This is a genomic window from Acrocarpospora macrocephala, assembly GCF_009687865.1.
Taxonomy (GTDB): Bacteria; Actinomycetota; Actinomycetes; order Streptosporangiales; family Streptosporangiaceae; genus Acrocarpospora; species Acrocarpospora macrocephala.
Genome location: NZ_BLAE01000015.1, coordinates 65,221 through 82,111 on the forward strand (window position 1 = coordinate 65,221; position 16,891 = coordinate 82,111).

General features: G+C 69.3%; 14 protein-coding genes. 10 read left to right on the forward strand and 4 right to left on the reverse strand.

Annotation, left to right across the window (positions count from 1 at the left end):
• Positions 1 to 566 precede the first annotated feature (566 nt).
• The 3 genes from Amac_RS14785 to Amac_RS14795 are packed head-to-tail and all read left to right on the forward strand — an operon-like array spanning position 567 to position 2,816.
• Positions 567 to 1,178 carry a dihydrofolate reductase family protein gene (locus Amac_RS14785; RefSeq protein ID WP_155354942.1) on the forward strand — a complete coding sequence of 204 codons (612 nt, stop codon included), beginning with the start codon at positions 567 to 569 and terminating at the stop codon, positions 1,176 to 1,178.
• 52 nt (positions 1,179 to 1,230) lie between these two features.
• The gene (locus Amac_RS14790) at positions 1,231 to 1,554 is read left to right on the forward strand and encodes a YciI family protein (protein ID WP_091093081.1); all 324 of its coding nucleotides are present in this window, start codon (positions 1,231 to 1,233) and stop codon (positions 1,552 to 1,554) included.
• Positions 1,551 to 2,816, forward strand: a complete 1,266-nt coding sequence (locus Amac_RS14795) for an RNA polymerase sigma factor (protein ID WP_155354943.1) — start codon at positions 1,551 to 1,553, stop codon at positions 2,814 to 2,816. Before Amac_RS14790 ends, Amac_RS14795 begins: the two co-directional genes overlap by 4 nt.
• A 64-nt stretch (positions 2,817 to 2,880) precedes the next feature.
• On the opposite strand, the gene Amac_RS14800 is transcribed toward Amac_RS14795, so the two are convergent.
• A complete protein-coding gene (locus Amac_RS14800; protein ID WP_155354944.1) occupies positions 2,881 to 3,771 on the reverse strand; it encodes a LysR family transcriptional regulator in 891 nt (296 codons plus the stop codon).
• A gap of 98 nt (positions 3,772 to 3,869) precedes the next feature.
• On the opposite strand from Amac_RS14800, the gene Amac_RS14805 reads away from it, so the two are divergent.
• The 6 genes from Amac_RS14805 to Amac_RS14830 all read left to right on the forward strand — a co-directional run bounded on the left by Amac_RS14805 (position 3,870) and on the right by Amac_RS14830 (position 11,984).
• Positions 3,870 to 4,235: a YybH family protein gene (locus tag Amac_RS14805; RefSeq protein ID WP_155354945.1), complete on the forward strand. Its 366-nt coding sequence runs from the start codon at positions 3,870 to 3,872 to the stop codon at positions 4,233 to 4,235.
• Between the two features lie 433 nt (positions 4,236 to 4,668).
• The gene (locus Amac_RS14810) at positions 4,669 to 7,803 is read left to right on the forward strand and encodes a glycosyl hydrolase family 95 catalytic domain-containing protein (protein WP_155354946.1); all 3,135 of its coding nucleotides are present in this window, start codon (positions 4,669 to 4,671) and stop codon (positions 7,801 to 7,803) included.
• 172 nt (positions 7,804 to 7,975) lie between these two features.
• On the forward strand, positions 7,976 to 9,199 hold the full coding sequence (locus Amac_RS14815) for an epoxide hydrolase family protein (protein WP_155354947.1): 1,224 nt from the start codon (positions 7,976 to 7,978) through the stop codon (positions 9,197 to 9,199).
• 114 nt (positions 9,200 to 9,313) lie between these two features.
• Positions 9,314 to 10,207, forward strand: a complete 894-nt coding sequence (locus tag Amac_RS14820) for an extracellular catalytic domain type 1 short-chain-length polyhydroxyalkanoate depolymerase (protein ID WP_155354948.1) — start codon at positions 9,314 to 9,316, stop codon at positions 10,205 to 10,207.
• A 65-nt stretch (positions 10,208 to 10,272) separates the two neighbouring features.
• Positions 10,273 to 10,695 carry an aspartate 1-decarboxylase gene (gene panD, locus Amac_RS14825; protein WP_155355058.1) on the forward strand — a complete coding sequence of 141 codons (423 nt, stop codon included), beginning with the start codon at positions 10,273 to 10,275 and terminating at the stop codon, positions 10,693 to 10,695.
• Between the two features lie 224 nt (positions 10,696 to 10,919).
• Positions 10,920 to 11,984: a hypothetical protein gene (locus Amac_RS14830; protein WP_155354949.1), complete on the forward strand. Its 1,065-nt coding sequence runs from the start codon at positions 10,920 to 10,922 to the stop codon at positions 11,982 to 11,984.
• 25 nt (positions 11,985 to 12,009) lie between these two features.
• On the opposite strand, the gene Amac_RS14835 is transcribed toward Amac_RS14830, so the two are convergent.
• Both Amac_RS14835 and Amac_RS14840 read right to left on the reverse strand, forming a co-directional pair.
• Entirely contained in the window at positions 12,010 to 13,785 is a 1,776-nt protein-coding gene (locus tag Amac_RS14835) for a hypothetical protein (RefSeq protein WP_155354950.1), read from the reverse strand.
• Between the two features lie 93 nt (positions 13,786 to 13,878).
• Positions 13,879 to 14,616: an SDR family oxidoreductase gene (locus Amac_RS14840; protein ID WP_155354951.1), complete on the reverse strand. Its 738-nt coding sequence runs from the start codon at positions 14,614 to 14,616 to the stop codon at positions 13,879 to 13,881.
• A gap of 93 nt (positions 14,617 to 14,709) precedes the next feature.
• Here Amac_RS14840 and Amac_RS14845 point away from each other — a divergent pair, with 93 nt between their 5' ends.
• On the forward strand, positions 14,710 to 15,573 hold the full coding sequence (locus Amac_RS14845; RefSeq protein ID WP_155354952.1) for a LysR family transcriptional regulator: 864 nt from the start codon (positions 14,710 to 14,712) through the stop codon (positions 15,571 to 15,573).
• Here the strand turns inward: Amac_RS14845 and Amac_RS14850 are convergent.
• The gene (locus tag Amac_RS14850) at positions 15,570 to 16,862 is read right to left on the reverse strand and encodes an SDR family NAD(P)-dependent oxidoreductase (RefSeq protein WP_155354953.1); all 1,293 of its coding nucleotides are present in this window, start codon (positions 16,860 to 16,862) and stop codon (positions 15,570 to 15,572) included. The two genes, Amac_RS14845 and Amac_RS14850, sit on opposite strands and share 4 nt — an antisense overlap.
• Positions 16,863 to 16,891: the final 29 nt, after the last annotated feature.

Here is a 16,891-nt window from a genome sequence, read left to right on the forward strand (position 1 = left end):
ATATCGGCATGCGTCAAGCCGGAGGAATCAGGCGGGTCTTGTCCGATGACGATCGTGACCCTTGTCAGCGGGCTGCGGAAACGCGCATCCCGGAGACGGCACGCGCGACGGCGGCGGACAGGGAGGTCGAGGGGAAGTTAGGAGAGCTCCAGCGAACTCAACTCAGGAACTGTTGCGCACCCAACTCCGCCACGCCCACGCCACCGAACTCATCAACAACGGCATCTCCATCGAAGCCGACGCAGTGCGCGGTCTGACGCCCGCATCCAGCGCTTCGGCGGCTACGCCACCGACGAGGTTGCCCACGCGCCCGAGCCGTTCGACGCCCGCCACCACTGGTCAGGATCTTCGCGATCGACCTGGTCCACGAGCTTGTCCGCGCTGGGCGCGCTTGAGGAGGTGGAGCGCAGTCGCTGCGACACTGTCGTGCTATCGGATCGATGACGACCGGCGTCCGGAAATTCTTCAAAGAAGTCCGGGAGGAGGTGTCGGATCGGGGCGGTGGTGTTCGTAGCAGGGGTGAAGCCGCCCGCAAGGGGCGGCGCCAAGGCTAAGGAACCGCGATCATGAAGCTGACGACCGTGACTCAGGTCACCATCGATGGAGTGATGCAGGGAAACGGCGGTGCGTCGGATGAGGACCGCAGGAACGGATTCGAGCGCGGCGGATGGGCCCTGGGGGCGGGTGACGACGAGACCAGGACGTTCATCACGCAGACCTACCAGCGCGCCGAGGCGTTCCTGTTCGGCCGGCGCACCTACGAGTTGTTCGCCGGCTCCTGGGGATCAATCGACCAGATGCGCGCACATCCCATCGGCGTGGCCTTGAACGAGGCCCCCAAGTACGTTGCCTCGACCACGCTCACCGCGCCGCGTTGGGAGGACACGACCGTTCTCCGCGGTGACCTCGCGGCGGCCATCAGCGAGCTGAAGGCCAAGCCCGGGGGTGAGCTGCAGGTGCACGGAAGTGGCGCCCTGACCCGGTGGCTGCTGGAGAACGATCTGGTCGACGAGATGATTCTGATCGTGATCCCGGTGATCCTCGGCCAGGGCGCGAGACTGTTCCCGGAGACCGGTCCGGATCTTGCGCTCGATCTGGTCGAGTCGCGGGTCGACTCGAAGGGCGTGACGATCCAGATCTACCGGCCGGCCGGGCGCCCTCGGTATGCAAGGGCCTGAAGTCCCTACCACCGAACCACGCTGTCTTGACACCACAGGAGATGATCTTCAGATGCAGTATCTGGTTTCCGTGATCGATGACAAGAGCAATCCCGGCAGCACGGACAGGCGGCCTGCCATCAGCGCGTTCAACGAACGACTGATCGCCGAGGGCTACTGGGTTTTCGCGGGCGGACTCGCGGACACCGACGCGGCCACGGTCATCGACAACCGGGGCGAGCAGGCGGTGTTCAGCGACGGGCCTTTCGTGGAGTCGAAGGAGTACCTCGCCGGCGTCTGGGTGTGGGAGGCCCCCGATCTGGATGTGGCGCTCAAGCTCGCCGCCGAGGCGTCGAAGGTCTGCGATCGGAAGATCGAGGTGCGGCCGTTCCAGTGAGCGACGTCGAGGAGGCGATCACTCGGGCCCACCACGCCGAGTGGGCGCGGGTGGTGGCCGCCCTGACCAGGCGCTTCGGCGACCTCGGCAGCGCCGAGGAGGCAGCGGCCGAGGCGTTCACGACCGCCGTCGAGCGGTGGCGGGCCGACGGCCTGCCCCCCAACCCGGGCGCGTGGCTGACCACCACCGCCAACCGCAAGGCCATCGACCGGATCCGGCGCGAGAACAAACGCGACGACAAGCACAAGGAGGCTCAGGTGCTGCACGACCACACCCCACCCGAGCCGCTGGGCGCCATCGACGACGACCGGCTCCGGCTGATCTTCACCTGCTGTCACCCGGCGCTGGCGGTGGAAGCGCGCGTGGCGTTGACGCTGCGCATGGTCGGCGGTCTGACCGTGCCCGAGATCGCCCGTGCCTTCCTGGTGCAGGGGACCACCATGGAGCAGCGCATCACCCGCGCGAAGGCCAAGATCAAGGCGGCGCGCATCCCCTATCGGATGCCGTCCGCCGACGATCTGCCGGCTCGTGTCTCCGGCGTCCTGGCCGTCCTGTTCCTCGTCTTCAACGAGGGCTACCTGGCCAGCGGCCCCGACACCGATCCCGTACGACACGACCTGACCGCCGAGGCGATCCGGCTCACCCGCCTGATCCGCGCGCTCCTGCCGCAGGACGGAGAAGTGGCCGGCCTGCTGGCGCTGATGCTGCTCATCGAGGCCCGCCGTCCCGCCCGGGTCTCGGCCAGCGGCGAACTGGTCGCGCTCGACGAGCAGGACCGCGGCGCCTGGGACGCGGAACTGATCGCCGAAGGTCATCGGCTGGTGCGCGAGCGCCTGGCTGCTGCCGCTGCCGGGGTGGCTCCGGGTCGCTATCAGATCCTCGCCGCGATCAACGCGGTGCACACCTCCGCCCGCGACATCCGCGACACCGACTGGTCGCAGGTCCTCGCCCTCTACGACCAGCTCGTCCGCCTCGACCCCTCGCCGATCATCGCCCTCAACCGGGCCATCGCCGTGGCCGAGCTCGACGGGCCGGAGGTGGCACTGGCCATCGTTGACCGCCTCGCCGAGGCGTTGGCCGGCTATCACGCCTACCACGCCACCCGCGCCGACCTGCTGCGCCGGCTGGGCCAAAGTCAGCAGTCACGCGCGGCCTACGACCGGGCCATCGAGCTGGCCGGCAACACCGGTGAGACCGCCTACCTCACCCGCCGCCGCGACCAACTGCAGGAGCGCCCGCGACCGTCAGAACCCCACCAGTGAACAACCGGCCATCCTCGCCGCGTGGCTGACACCCCCATTGAGTGGATCTTGAAAGGCGTTCCTGCTAAGCAGGGTCGGGCTTGGTGAATGCTTGTCGGCTGTGCACGAGCAACTCACGCACTGCGGGGCTGCGCGTGCTCTTCCAGATCAGGGCGAGCAGGGCCGGTGTTTCGACGTCGTCGATGGCGAGGGCGGTGAGCCGGTCGCGGTAGCGCGCGGCCATCGAGTCGCTGAGGATGGCGACGGCGAGTCCGCGGGTGGCGAGGTCGGCGATGGCATCCGCGGCGCTGGCCTGCAGCGCGATCACCGGTTGGAGGCTCTGTGCGGCGCAGGCCTGGTCGAATACCGTGCGCAGGCCGGTGCCGGGTGGCATGCAGACGATCGGGTAGGCGCCCAGGTCGCGCAGGGTGATCCGCCGCTGTTTCGCCAAGGGGTGTCCGGCCGGGACTGCCGCGACGAGCCGTTCGCTGATGATTGTCAGCGCGTTCAGCCCGTCGGGGGTGGCGGTTGCGGTCCCGACGAGGGCCAGGTCGATGGTGCGAGCGCGCACCCCCTCGACGAGCCGGTCGGAGTTGTCCTCCAGCAGCGAGATCTCCACACCGGGATGCGCCCGGTGGAACGCGGCGAGGGCGTCGAACAGCGGCGTGACGGTGCAGCCGATAACCATCCCGACCGTGAGCCGACCCCGGATCAGGTCGGTCACCTCACCGACCGCCTGGCTGATCGCCCCAGCGGCGGCGAGCGCGGCGCGGGCGTGTTCGAGCGCGGCTTTTCCCGCGACGGTAAGGGTGGCGGCGCGCGCCGACCGATCGAACAGCTCGGCACCGAGTTCACGTTCCAGCTGGCGGATCTGGGCGCTGACGCCGGACTGGCTGATGTGCACCCGCTCGGCCGCCCGGGTGAAGTTCTGCTCCTCGGCGACCGCGACGAAGTATTCCAGCTGCCTCAGGTCCATGACTGGAGATTCTAGCTTCTAGCAGATCCATCTGTTGGACTTCTGATCAATGGGCGATCACGCTGGGAAGTGCTGAAGCCCAACGCCAGGAGGAATCAATGCCGGAGTACGAGAAAGCCATGCGGCCCGAAGACATCACCCGCTTGTTCGTCGAACGATCCAACGCCGGTGACGCGGCCGGGGTCGCCGCACTCTACGAACAGGACGCGGTGCTGGCCTACCCGCCGGGCGGCCAGACGGTGGGCCGGGATGCGATCCGCGCGCTGTGGGAAAAGGTGCTGGCTAACCGTCCCCGCTTCGAGCCGGAACAACCATTGCCGACGCTGATAAGCGGCGACATCGCCCTCACCTCGACTCCGCCGAAGGACGGGACCGGCGCCCGCGCGCAGGTCGTCCGGCGCCAGCCTGACGGAAGCTGGCTACGCCTGCTCGACCAGCCCGAGTTCGTCCCTCCCACCCGCTGACCCACCCGCCACCACCGCGAGAAACGAAGGTATCGACATGCGCAAGTGGCTGCCGCTGATGACGGTCTGCCTGGGCACGTTCATACTGCTGATCGACGTCACGGCTCGGCGGTGACCTGCCGCGACCCGGTCACCGCGTCGCCAGAGCGGGTGAATGGTGATGGGCGAGCCCGACAGCCGGTGCATTGGCGGGCTACGAAAACGGGCGTCGAGCTGTGATTCCGATAACTCGAAATACATCCGATCTGTAGTCCACCTTATCGGGATCAACCGGTCAGAAATCAGCTCCCACTCCTGGAAACATCGGATGCAAAGCCTTGTTTCGGGGGTGTTTCGATGCTATTTCCTTGATTGACCCCTCACCTGACCGGAGGACCCCGTGCGCCGAAGATTAGGCATTGCCGGACTGGCCGCGTTGGTCATGCTCACGGGCATGACCGCGATCACCCAAAGCCAGGCGGCGGCGCTGGCGCTTCCCCCGACCGACGACCTGACGTTGTGGTACAACTCGCCGGCGACGAGCTGGGAGACCCAGGCGCTGCCGATCGGCAACGGCCCGCTGGGCGCCAAGTTGTTCGGCGGGGTGGCCTCCGAGCAGATCCAGTTCAACGAGAAGACCCTGTGGACCGGCGGCCCCGGCGCCTCCGGCGGCTACAACCACGGGAACTGGACCTCCCCCCGCCCGGGGGCCATCGACAACATCCAGGCCCAGATCGACCAGAGCCAGCGGATCGCCCCGCAGACCGTCGCGAACGCCCTCGGCCAGGGCAAGACCAACTTCGGCTCCTACCAGACCTTCGGCGACCTGTTCCTCGACTTCGCCAACCCGCCGTCGAGCACCACGGAGTATCGCCGGGAGCTCCGCCTGCGCGAGGCGGTCGCCCGGGTCGGCTACACGGCCGGCGGTGTCGAATACACCCGCGAGTACTTCGCCAGCAACCCCGGCAACGTGATCGTGGCCCGCATCTCGGCCAACCAGACCGGCCGCGTCTCCTTCACACTGCGGCACACCTCACCGCGTACCGACAAGACCGTGACCGCCTCGAACGGCCGGTTGACCATCAAGGGCGCGCTGGCCGGCAACGGCCTGAAGTTCGAGGCCCAGGTCCAGGTCGTCAACCAGGGCGGCACCCGCACCGACTCCGGCGACCGGGTCACCGTCACCGGCGCCAACAGCGTGATGCTGGTGCTGTCGGCGGGCACCAACTACTCCGATCAGTACCCGACCTACCGGGGCACCGACCCGGCGGCGGGCGTCACCTCGCGGGTCACCACGGCGGCGGCCCGGAGCTACGACGACCTGAAGGCCGCCCACCTGGCCGACTACAAGAACCTGTTCGACCGGGTGACGCTGAACATCGGCCAGACGAACCCGACCGTGCCGACGAACACGCTGCGGAGCAACTACGCGGGCGGCTCGTCGACCCAGGACCGGGCGCTGGAGGCGATGTTCTTCGCGTACGGCCGCTATCTGCTGATCTCCTCGTCCCGGGAGAACGACATCCTCCCGGCCAACCTGCAGGGCGTGTGGAACAACGTGGTGAACCCACCCTGGGACGCCGACTACCACGTCAACATCAACCTGCAGATGAACTACTGGCCGGCCGAGCAGACCAACCTCCGCGAGACCACCCGCCCCTACGACCGCTACGTCACCAGCATGATCGCCCCCGGCCGGGTCACCGCCACGAACATGTACGGCGCCCGCGGCTGGGTGGTCAACAACGAGACCAACCCCTACGGCTTCACCGGCGTGCACAACTACCCGCAGTCGTTCTGGTTCCCCGAGGCGGCCGCCTGGACGACCCAGCACCTCTACGACAGCTACCGCTTCAACGGCGACCTCAACTACCTGCGCACCACCGCCTACCCGGCGATCAAGGGCGCGGCCGAGTTCTGGCTGGACTTCCTGCACACCGACCCGCGCGACAACCGCCTCGTGGTCTCGCCCAGCTACTCGCCGGAGAACGGCGACTTCTCGGCCGGCGCGTCCATGTCGCAGCAGATCGTGAAGGAGGTGTTCACCAATGCCCTGAACTCCGCCCGCGCGCTGAACGTGGACACCACGCTGCAGAGCGAGCTCACCACCGCTCTGTCCCGCCTGGACCCGGGCCTGCGCATCGGCCGCTGGGGCCAGCTCCAGGAGTGGAAGACCGACTGGGACTCCCAGACCGACACCCACCGCCACGTGTCGCACCTGTTCGCCCTGCACCCGAGCAACCAGATCCTCCCGGGTACGGCCGAGGCGAACGCGGCCCGGGTCTCGCTGAACGCGCGCGGCGACGGCGGCACCGGCTGGTCGAAGGCCTGGAAGATCAACTTCTGGGCGCGGCTGCTCGACGGCAACCGCGCCCACAAGCTCCTGTCCGAGCAGCTCAAGTCGTCCACGCTCGACAACCTGTGGGACACCCACCCGCCGTTCCAGATCGACGGCAACTTCGGCGCGACCTCCGGTGTCGCCGAGATGCTCGTCCAGAGCCAGCACGACACCGTGCACGTGCTGCCCGCCCTGCCCGGCACGTGGGCGAACGGCTCGGTGACGGGTCTCAAGGCGCGTGGCGACATCACCATCGACACCACGTGGAAGTCGGGCGCGGCCGAGACGGTCACGCTGCGGACCGCGAAGACCGCCCCGGTCAAGGTCCGCACCGCCGCCGCCACCGGCACCTACCTGGTCAAGGACGAGACCGGCGCGACCGTCACCGCCTCCCGGACCGGTGACACGCTGAGCTGGGGGGCGACCGCGGGGAAGACGTACACGATCAGCTTCACCACCGCCGGCGGGGGGAACAGCCAGACCGTCGAGGGTGAGGCCTTCACCTCGCAGTCCGGCGTCCAGAGCGCGGGCCACGCCACCGCCAGCGGTGGCCAGACCGTCGGCTACATCGACAACGGCGACTGGGCGGCCTACTCGCAGGTCAGCACCGCGGGCCTGCGCACCTTCAGCGCCCGGGTGTCCTCGGGCGGACCCGGCGGCACCATCCAGATCCGTTCGGGGTCGCAGACCGGCACCCTGCTCGGCTCGGTGGCAGTCGCGCCGACCGGAGGCTGGGACACGTTCACGACGGTGTCGACGACGTTGACCGGCTCGGGCTCGGGCCCGCTGTACCTGGTCTTCACCGGTGGCTCGGGGAGTCTGCTCGACGTGGACACCATCACCGTGTCCACCTCCGGCGGCGGTCCGCAGCCGCAGACCGTCCAGGGTGAGGCCTACACCTCGCAGAGCGGGGTGCAGCCCGCCGACCACCCGAACGCGCAGGGCGGCTACTCGATCGGTTACATCGAGAACGGCGACTGGGCGGCGTACTCGGGGGTGAACACCTCGGGCCTGCGCAGCTTCAGCGCCCGGGTGTCCTCGGCCGGATCCGGCGGCAGCATCCAGGTGCGGTCGGGATCGGCCACGGGCACGTTGCTGGGCTCGGTCGCGGTGAGCCCGACGGGCGGCTGGGACACCCACGCGACCGTCTCCACGACGTTGACCGGCTCGGCCTCCGGGCCGTTGTACCTGGTCTTCACCGGAGGCTCGGGCTTCCTGTTCGACCTGGACTCGTTCACCGTCTCCGCCTGAATGGAAAAGGGGGCGCCCTGGTGGGGCGCCCTTTCTTCTTACTTCTCGGTACGAGCGACCCGGGGCGGATGTGGAGACGTCCTATCGTTAGAGCCGTTGAGTGTCCGCGCCGGTGCCAAGGTGGTCGAGTCGCGGCGAAGTAGCGCATCGGTCGCCAGTAAGGAATCACGCCATGACCGCCCCGCTGGAGCCCACCCCGATCCATGTGCCCGACAAGGTTCTCGATGACCTGCGCGCCCGTCTCACCTTGACCCGGCCGCCGCTGGACGAGGGGAACGGGGACTGGTTCTACGGCGTCCCGGACAGCTATCTCCGTGAGCTGGTCGCCTACTGGCGGGACGCCTACGACTGGCGCAAGGCCGAGGCCGCCATCAACGCTTACGAGCACTACCAGGTGAGCGTCGCCGGTGTCCCGATGCACTTCATGCGCAAGCTTGGCCGCGGCCCTCGCCCGATCCCGTTGATCCTCACCCACGGCTGGCCGTGGACGTTCTGGCACTGGTCGAAGGTGATCGACCCGCTCGCCGACCCGGCCGCGTCCGGCGGTGACCCCGCCGACGCGTTCGACGTCATCGTGCCGTCCCTGCCCGGCTTCGGTTTCCGCGGGCCGCTCACCGGCTTTTCTGACGTCAACTTCTGGAAGGTCTCCGACCTCTGGCACACCCTGATGACCGAGACCCTGGGATACGAGAAGTACGCCGCTGGGGGCTGCGACATCGGCGGGATCGTCTCCAGCCAACTCGGCCACAAGTACGCCGACGAGCTGTACGGCATCCACATCGGCTCCGGGCTGCCGCTCGACTTCTTCACCGGCCACCGCGCCTGGGACTTCGCCCGGAATCGGCCCCTCACCGACGACCAGCCCGCCGACGTCCGCGCCCGCATCATCGAGCTGGACCACCGCTGGGCGTCCCACCTCGCCGTGCACATGCTCGACGGCGCCACCCTGGCCCACGGGCTGAGCGACTCACCCGCCGGATTGCTCGCCTGGCTGCTGGAGCGCTGGAACGCCTGGAGCGACAACGGCGGCGACATCGAGTCCGTCTTCACCAAGGACGACCTGCTCACCCACGCCACGATCTACTGGGTGAACAACTCCATCGCCACGTCGATGCGTTACTACGCCAATGCCAACCGCTACCCCTGGACCCCCGCCCACGACCGCACCCCGGTCGTGCAGGCCCCGGTCGGCCTCACCTTCGTCACGTACGAGAACCCGCCCGGCATCCACACCGCCAGCGAGCGCGTCCGGGCATTCAAGACCGGCCCGCAAGCCGATTGGTTCAACCACGTCAACGTCAACGCCCACGACCACGGCGGCCACTTCATCCCCTGGGAGAACCCCGACGCCTGGGTGAGCGACCTGCGCCGCACCTTCCACGGCCGCAGGCCCTGAACGACCCTGCGGACGGGGACGCCAGGGCGGGGAGTCCGGCGGTGACGGTCTTGGCGCATCATGGTGTCCAGGGCCGCCGTGACTCGGGCGGACCGCAGGGGAAGGACCGATGCGATGCCCCGGTTAGCGCGGACGCTGGGTGCGCTCGTCCTCTTGGCCGGCGCGGCGGCCTGCGTACCCGCCGAGGCCGGAGAGGCCATCCCCGCCGGCCGGTCGGACCACACGATCGTGGTCGGCGGCCAGACCCGCACGTTCCACCTGTACCGCCCTGACAGCCTGCCCGCCGCGGCGCCCCTGGTGGTGATGCTGCACGGCGGGTTCGGCAGCGGCGCGCAAGCCGAGCAGGACTACGGCTGGGACACGATGGCCGACACCGGGCGTTTCGTGGTCGCCTACCCCGACGGGTTCGGCCGCGCCTGGAACGCCGGCGCGGGCTGCTGCGGCCGGCCCGGCACCCAGGACGTGGACGACGTCGCATTCATCGCCGCGGTCGTCACCCGGATCCGGCGCGACCTGCCCGTCGACCCCTCCCGCGTGTACGCCGCCGGCATGTCCAACGGCGCCATGCTCGCCTACCGCCTGGCCTGCGACACCGACCTGTTCGCCGCGATCGCCCCGGTCGCCGGCACCCTGCTCGGGCCGTGCCCACGGCCGAGACCGGTCTCGCTGCTCCACATCCACGGCACCGCCGACCGGCGCGTCCCGTACGACGGCAGCCGCGGCAGCGGTCACGTCGCGATCGACGGTCCGCCCGTACCCGACCTGATCACTCGCTGGCGTACGGCCGGAAGCTGCGGCGCGGCCACCGTACGCACCGAGGGTCCGAGCACGATCTCCACCGCCACCTGCGCGAACGGCCGCGCCATCGAACTGATCACGGTGGCCGGAGCAGGCCACCAATGGCCGGGCGGCGCCGGCGACCGGGTGCTCCTCGACAAGCCCTCGGACGCGTTCGACGCCACCGCGACCATCTGGTCCTTCTTCGCCACCCACCCCCGAGCCGCCTAAGGCTTCGGTGGATAATGCCCGCAGACGCCCCACTATGAGGGACCGCGCAGACCCTGTGGGGGATGATGTTCCGTACGCTGATGAAGTCGAAGATCCACCGCGCCACCGTCACGCACGCGGACCTGCACTACGTCGGGTCGGTGACGATCAGTGCGGACCTGATGGCCGCGGCCAACCTGGTCGAGGGCGAGAAGGTCGACATCGTCGACATCGACAACGGCAACCGTCTGTCCACGTACGTGATCGAGGGCCCGGCGGGCTCCGGAGTGATCGGGATCAACGGGGCCGCGGCCCGGCTCATCGACGTGGGCGACCTCGTGATCATCATCGCGTACGCGCTGGTGGCCGAGGAGGAGATCGGTGCGCTGAAGCCGAGCGTCGTCTTCGTCGACCAGCGCAACCGGCCGGTCCACGTCGGCAGCGATCCGGCGGCCGTGCCGGACGGCGTGGGCCTGATCCGGGGCGACCTGGCTCCCGGGACGCGCTGAACCAGCTTCAACGCTGCGGGAGCGCCAATAGCGTTCGTGGCCGATCAGCGTCTGGTCGTCGCGGGCGACCGAGGCCACGCCCACGGCGAGGTCGGCCTCGCGGAGGATCTCCGACAGCACCAGCGGCGGCAGATCGGCCATCTACCGCCCTCGAGAAGATGGTCGCTCCGCGCGCAGATCCTTCGGCATGCAAACTTTTCCGCTGAAAGGCGCGTCTCACCCTTGTGGGAATATTGTTTCGCGGCACCGCTGCAGCCGTCGCCTTTTTCGTCGCTGCGGGGCCGGCCGCCGCCCACGCCGTGGCGTCGGCCGGTCAGTGGAGTGTCGTCCATGACGACCGCCGTGACTCCTACGACGCGGTGACGGTGACGCCGGGTGGGGCGGTCTGGGTCGCCGGGACGAGGCGCCTATCGAGCGGCACCGAGTCGCTCCTGCTCAAGGGCGGCCGCTCCACCTTCAAGCGTGTCACCGGGCCGGGCTTCCGGGTGAAGCGGCTGGCGTCGGCGTCCGACACCAGGGTCTGGGCGTTCGGCGCGTCGCGGTACGCCCGGTGGGATGGCAAGCGCTGGCAGGTCAAGCGATGGCGCTATGGCCGAGTGGATCGGGCGTACTCCATCGGCAGGAACCTGTGGGTCATCGAGAACTCAAATGCGTTTCCCGCGGCCGGTGACGCCGGGTGGAAGGCGCGGTCCACGCTGCGGCGCCTGGTCGGGTCGGTGTGGCGCAAGGTCCACACGCCGATCGTGGTCAAAGGACTCGACGGCAAGTGGGCGGCGGGCTCGGTGCGGGGTACGGCGGCGCTGGCCCGCTGGACCGGCACGGCCTGGCGCGCGGTCGCGCTTCCAGCGATTCCGTCCGCACGCTCGGGCCAGATCTCGGAGCTGACGGATGTCGCGGTCGACGGTGAGACCGGCCGGGTGATGGCCGTCGGCTGGGTCGCCTGGCCGTGCGGCAGTGCGAAGTCCTCCTTCTGCGGGGAGACATTGCTGCTGTCCGGCTATCTGGGCGGCTTGAACTTCGAGGTCCGTGGTGAACCGGGTATCCAGCCGCGCGCCCAGGCGGAGCCCGACGGCAGAGGCGGGGCCTGGGTCGTCTACGACGCCAAGGGCGGAGGCAGCGGGTTCCTGCACATCGGCGCCGATAGCGTCGAGCCGGGCGCCTTTCCGGCTCCGCCGAACCAGAACGCGTCCGTCCGTGACCTCGCCATCCAGCCGGAGAGCGGTTCCGCCTGGGCGGTCGGCGCGGCACCTTCTGGCCGCGGCGGTTTGATCTGGGCCCACGGCCGCTGAGCCGGCTGGGCATCGGGGCCGCCGCTCACGGCTTCAGCTTCAGCCTCTTCCTCGACGCACCCGGGAACACGACGACCAGGTGCTCCTCCCCTGCGTCGCCGATCCGCACGTAGACACGGAGCCGGTAGCGGCCCTTCCCCGCGATCGCCAGGTTCGGCATCGGGGCACCCGCGCCCACGTCTCCGCCCTCGCCCATCTCCGGCACGGTGAGCCGGCCGCTGCGGCTGACGATCGGCACCTCGTTGACTTGATCCCACCCGGCCGTCCGCGGTGGCGGCGCGGTGCGGAAGGCCTTCACTGTGAGGCACAGATCGACGACGTCGTCGATGTGCCCGATGAGCGCCGCGCTGCCGGCCACCCCGATGAGGGCGCTGTCGTCGTACATCTTGTCCGTCGCCTGCTCCGCCGCCTCGTCGGCCGCTTCGTCTTCGGGGTCGTGGACCAGATAGCCGGGATCGCCGTCGACGAACAGGAAGTAGTTGGCCGTGGCCTGGACGACACCCTTCGTCCGGGGCCACGGGTCGCGGCACTTCGCGTTCTGCTCGGCGATGTAGGCGGTGTTCGCCGCCTCCGTCTCCGTGGTCGACCGCAGCAGCTCGGGATGGGTTGCGCCGACGATCTCCGGGCAGATGTAGACGAGGTCCCACAGGTCCGCGCCCCAGGCGGGCCGCTCGCTCCCGGCCCGCGTCAGAATCGCCTTCTGCTCGTCGCCGTCCTTGGTACGGCACAGCGCCCGCCCGTACGCGAGGATCTCCTGGTCCGACAGGCTGTCCGGGAACATGGGCGGGACCCCGCTATCGGTGCTCCGCGCCCGGCACAGGAACGCGGCGTCGCGTTCCTCCGGTTTCAGGTCGCCGAAGCTGGGCCGGTCATAGCAGTCCATCGACCAGCCGGTGTAGGTGAGGTGCGGGGTCTGCTCCGGGTGGAGCAGTGGGATGATCAGCAGTACGGCCACGGCCGCCACCGCGACACGGATCATGCGCCGCCGCGCGGGCGGAAGGTCCGCCGGGCGACCCTCAGCGGGCAGTTCACGGGCGGTCGCCGCGATCCACACAGTGCTGACGAGCCCCACCGCGTCGATCATGACCGGCATTGCCAGACCGTCGCTGAAGATCATTCCGAGGAGAATGTTGAGCGGGCTCACCAGCACGTAGAAGCCCACCGACAACCACCCGGCGACCTGCGTGCCGCGGCTCCACCGGCCATCGCGCCGCTGCCCGACGACCGTGATGATGATCGCCGCCATTCCACCCAGCATCAAGCCCAGTCCGACGATGCCGCCCGATCCGAGCTCTGGGAGGTCGAGTTCGTCGAGCAGCTCGTTGGCCATCCCGGCCAGCTCGACCGCGAACAGCACTCCGGCCGCCGCACGCAGCATGCGGGACCGCCAGCGGATGACGAGCAGGTAGAGGACGTCGATCGCGGTCCACAGCGCGAGCAGGAATGCCGCGTCGACCGCGTCGGGGAGCAGCGCGATCGGGAACCACAGCACGAGGATGTACGCCACCGCCAGATACAGCAGTCGGCGCAGCGCCTTCGCCCGGCGGTCCAGCGGTCCCGGCGCGGGGGCACGCAGGATCAGCCACAGGAACGCGGCCTTCACCAGGGCGGCCACGAGCAGCGCCACAGTCGTCCAGGTGTCAAACCCGCCGCGCGTGTAGAACCCCGCAAAGGCCGGCGGCGACCATTCGACGGCCACCCAGAGCCAGGCGTCGCCGAGCACCAGGCCCGCGACCGCCGCCGCAAGGACCAGACCTACTAATCCAATCCTGATAATCCGCCAGAAGCCATCCGAAAGCACGGGACGCGATCTTAGCGCGGCACCGCCGTACCGGCGGACACAGCGGAACGAGCGGTCCCACCCCGCCAAGAACGCACCCGACAGGGTTCGGGCTCACCAGGGGATGACGCCGTCGTCCTCAAAGAACGAACCGGTCGGGCCGTCGTCGGGCAGCGTGGCGAGCCGGATCGCCGTGGCTGCGCCCTGTTCAGGAGTGCGGGGCCCGTGGAAGCCGGTGAAGTCGGTCGCGACCAGGCCCGGGCAGGCGGCGTTGATCAGGATGTTCGTACCGGCGAACTGCCGGGCGTACTGCACGGTGACGGCATTGAGGAACGACTTCGACGGCGAGTAGGCCGCCATGATCGGGCCGATCTCGATGTCCGGGTCCGCCTGCCGGGTCAGGGAGGCGACGCTACTGGAGACGTTGACGATGCGGGGCGACGTCGAGCGCCGCAGCAGCGGCAGCATCGCGTTGGTCACCCGGATGACACCGATGACGTTGGTCTCCACGACCGCGCGGACCACGTCGAGGTCGAGCGTGGTCGGGTCCTGCACCCACCCGGGACCCATCTCTCCTGAGATGCCGGCGTTGTTGACCAGGACGTCCAGGCGCCCGGCCTGCCGTTCGATCAGTTCCGCGGCATCGGTGACGCTCTGGTCGCTGATCACGTCAAGGGGCACTCCGAATGCGTCCACCCCGGCGGCGCGCAGCTTCTCAACGGCGGTCTCGCGCCGGGCCTCGTCACGGGCTCCCACGCCCACGCGGTACCCGAGGGCGCCAAGGCCGGCCGCGATTTCGTACCCGATTCCCTTGTTCGCGCCGGTCACCAGCGCGATCTTCGTTTCGCTCATGCCGTTGATGTTCGCTCGCGGACGAGCGGTGCATCCAACACCGATACGGTGTCCTGTCATACCCGGTAGGTATCACCGGGGTAGGCTGTGGTCGTGGACGCCTTGGAGACCCGCGAGTTGAGGTACTTCGTGGCCGTCGCCGAGGAGCTGCACTTCGGCCGCGCCGCCGAGCGCCTCGGCATGGCCCAGCCGCCGCTGTCCCGGGCGATCCAGCAGCTCGAGCGGCGCCTCGGCGTCTCCCTGCTGGAACGTAACCGCCGCGGCGTCTCCCTGACCGGCGCCGGAGAGGTGCTGCTGCACGAGGGCCGCGCAGCCCTCGACGCGACCACCGCCGCCGCTCGCCGCACCCGTCGCGCCGGTGGCGCCGACAGTCCGGGTGGCCCCCGCAATCGCCTGGTGCTGGCGGTGAAGGCCGCCGGGTCGCATGAGCTGCTGCAGAAGCTTCTCGACGCTTACGCGGCCGAGCACGATGCCGCCGAGATCGAGGTGCTGCTGTGCGGCATTTGCGAGCAGGAAGGGCTGCTGCGCGATGGCCGCGCTGATGTGGCGCTCATGCACACGCCGTTCAACTCCCTCGCCGGGTTCGACAGCGAGGAACTGCTGACCGAGGGGCAGATCGCTATCCTGCCCGCCGGGCACCCCCTCGCCGCGCGCAAGACTCTGTCCCTGGCCGACGTCAGCGACGTCCCCGATCTTCCGCTCGCCCGCTGGCCCCGCTACGGCACGTACGCACCCGGCCCTGGTCCCGAGATCCACGACCAGACGCAGCTGGCCCAGCTGATCGCCCTCGGACGCACCGTGGCCGTCGTTCCCGACTCCGCCCGCGCCTGGCTATGGGCCGAGCACACCGCCGTCCCCTTGACCGACGCGCCCCCCGTCGTCACCCACATCGCCTGGCCCGCGCACAGCCGCTCCCTCGCCCTCGCCAGGCTGGTCCGCACGGCCACATGCCTTTAGGCCACGTCGGGGAGTTTGACGATGTTGAGTTGGCGGAGCATGCCGAGGATGTCCTCGCCGAACCAGGCTTCGGTGATCTTTCCGTTGGCCACCGTGTAGATGCCGATGCCAAGCCATTCGGCTGGTAGGCCGCTGGCGGGCGCGCCCATGAACGGCCCGGTATGAGTCCCGCTGTTGGTGAAGCGGACGACGACCTTGTCACCGGTGGCGACGATGTCCTGCTCCCGGAGGCGCATTCCGGTGAAAGCGCCAGAAATGCTGGCACCCAGGTACTGCTTGTAGGCGGCCAGGCCATGGATGTCGCCCAGGCTTCCGCCGTGCCAGCGCAGGTCCTCCGACCACAGGTCGTCGAGCACGTCCAGGTCACCCCCGTTGACGACCTCGCTCAGGAATCGCCGGACGACCGACACCGGGTCCGTGGCGGCCTGGCCGAGCGGGTCGCGCTGGCGGGGCGTGGCGTCGTCGCGGTCGGTCGAGCGGCTGAGTTCCTGCCAGGCCTGGTCGCGGGCGGCGAGCGTCCTGGCGGCGGCGCTGGCGCTGGCGAGGGCATCGGAGCCGAGGAGCAGCCGCAGCGGCGGCTCGTCCATGTCGGCGAGGCGGGTCACCACGTCGGCGACCTTCGCCGGGTCGCCCAGGGCTGCGTCGGTGCCGTCCTTGAACAGGTCGCTGAGGAAGCCGATCGTGCCGGCGTACGGAGGTGAGGGCGGGGGGATGGTCATGGAGGACCCCGCCCAATCGGTCCGCATCCCGCCCGGCTCGATCGCCGTCACCTTGATGCCGAGCGGACCGACCTCGGCCGCCAGCACCTCGGTGAAGCCGTTCACCGCCCATTTGGCCGTCTGGTATGCCGACAGCCCGGGGGTGGCGACGCGTCCGCCAACCGAGGTGACGGTGATGATGTGCCCACTGCCCTGCCCGCGCAGGACCGGAAGGGCGGCCTTGGTGACGTTGACGACGCCGAACAGGTTCGTCTCGATCTGTGCCCGGAAGCTGTCGAGGGTGGTGTCCTCGACCGAGGCCAGGTCGGCGTAACCGGCGTTGTTGACGATCACGTCCAGGCGGCCGAACTCCGCCACGGCCGTCTGGACGGCCGCTGCGGCCTCATCGGCGTCGGTCACGTCCAGCGGCAGGGCCAGCAGGCGACCGGGGTGGGCCGCGGACAGATCGTCCAGCCGTCGCGGGTTCCTGGCGGTGGCCGCGACCCGGTCACCACGCTCCAGCGCGGCGGCCACGATCTCGCGGCCGAGACCACGGGCACTGCCCGTCACGAACCAGATTTTCTGGGTCATCGCAGATTCATCCTTTCCGGGTGCTTCAA